This window comes from Absicoccus porci, from assembly GCF_003725415.1.
GTDB lineage: Bacteria > Bacillota_I > Bacilli_A > Erysipelotrichales > Erysipelotrichaceae > Absicoccus > Absicoccus porci.
On sequence record NZ_RJQC01000009.1, the window covers coordinates 1 to 2,032 of the forward strand.

At 36.1% G+C, this 2,032-nt stretch carries 1 protein-coding gene and 1 pseudogene; both read right to left on the minus strand.

Translation table 11 applies throughout. The features are described 5' to 3' along the window. Positions 1-279, minus strand: a pseudogene (locus tag EDX97_RS11530) (PTS glucitol/sorbitol transporter subunit IIB); the annotation flags it as partial. A 13-nt stretch (positions 280-292) separates the two neighbouring features. Next, on the minus strand, positions 293-811 hold the full coding sequence (srlA, locus tag EDX97_RS11535) for a PTS glucitol/sorbitol transporter subunit IIC (protein WP_128521296.1): 519 nt from the start codon (positions 809-811) through the stop codon (positions 293-295). Between the last annotated feature and the right edge of the window lie 1,221 nt (positions 812-2,032).

The window sequence follows — 2,032 nt, forward strand, 5'->3', positions numbered from 1 at the left end:
TTCTACATTGACGGTCATGATGCGTTTCTTTGGATAGACACCACAACGAGCAGTACCACCACAGTTGACAACCGCAACGGCTACTTCATCATCAGGAACGGTTGTTTTGAAACCATCCACCAATTCACAACCTGTCATTTCAGCAATTTTTTGTGCAACTGGACTGATTTGTTGTCCTGTGACACACAATACTTTATTTTTATGTTCATTTGGTTCGATGATCAATGGTCCACCAAATCCAGCAGAACCTTTTGTGATCTTGATATTTTTATATGCCATGATTCGTCCCCCTCTATTTCTTAATGCCTGCTAAACGGAAGTAGATCTTTTCCGTTACGATACCACGAATACCGATCACGATCAGACCAACGATGAAATAGCGAACCGCTAAATCGGAATAACTGCCAGCCACTTTCTTGACACCTTCGGCAATACCTACGAATACAAACAATTCACCGGCATTGGCATGTGGGAATAAACCTGTTATAGGATGGCAGAAAGAAACAGCCGAATCATAGAAAGATGGTTTATATTTTTCATCCAGGAAACGCCCAAACGAATAGGCCATTGGATTTCCTAAAAACATCATGGCAATCAATGGGAACAAGGTATAACGCAAGATGGCAATACTTGTCAACTTTCTAGCAAATTTTTCAACTTTTTCTTCACCGACCAATTTGATGATCGAGTTCATAAATGTAAGCAAGCAAACAACTTGTGGGATGATACCAGTGACCCAACCCGTAAAGGTTGTACCACCAGCTGTAAACAGCCCAATGAAGCCCTGGGCTACACTAGCAATCGCATTCATAATTTTTTTCTCCTCTTCTCCTTTTATGAATTGAGTAGTCTTAAAATGTTGGCCGACATTTTTTACAATTTCATTATATTGGGCGTTGTTTATAAAAGTCAATAATAAAAGCGCTTTTATATTTACTTTTAATTGTTTATTCTTATTTTTATTGTAATTTTTTTATTTTTTATGTCTTTTATAATTTCATATGTAAATTTCAGATGTTTGTTGATAGTTAATAATTTATACAATTTAACAAAGAGGCTTAGTTGCCGCTTTTTTATGTCAACCTATTCAATTTTTTTGTATGGGGTTTTACATATCTCAGATAATGGTTATGGAGGCACTCATGATGAAATTGAACGATGATCTCTAATCAAAGGATCCCACCTATTTTATTCAGATTGGTATTCGCAACGCATAAAAGTGACCATCAAGAATGTTACACGGATTGGAAAGTATTCTGAATTATGGAAGATTACCGATGATTTGCTGGCCTTTGCCAAGCAAAAGGTCAAGTAAACCATTAAAAAGCGGAATATACGATCATCCTCCATTTTGACGAAAAGATCGTAAATCCTGGAAATAAAATTTCCAGATTAACCTGTCGAAACATAAGCTATTTTTATCTCAAGAAAATCTATTCGGCTCTCGATCTCTCATCCTCCTTTGATCCAGTCTGCAAAGGCCATAGGATAGCCTATGATCCAAACTTGCAGTGTATTGACCATCTTACGTAAAAGCTGCGCATCCTGAGAAATATCGACGGTTTGTACAGAATCTCTTATTTCTCTTCAGAATATCCTCAGTGAGAAGTATGATTCCTATCTTAACTATCTGTTCCAATCTAGCAACATCAAACACGATACATTCGTACGCTATTTCGATTACACGAACTTCGATTTTCAAAAGAAAAATAAATCCTATACAATCTTTTGAGCAACAAAAAATGAGCATTCAACCCTTAACCACAGACTATATGCTCATCTTTATTTTTATAAACTGTTGAAAACAAGCTCATTGCTAGGTGTTAAATGCTATTCATACACATATGTATAGGCAAAAAATTATCTTTTTCATTTAGAGATTTGTCCACTTTTATGCGACATACGTGATTATTCTTCACATTTTTGATTGTTTCTATAAAAAAAAAGAGGTCATTTGACCTCTTGCACATCTTATAGACCTGGATACATACCAATACTGAAGATGAACGCGATGATTACCGCAATTGGACCG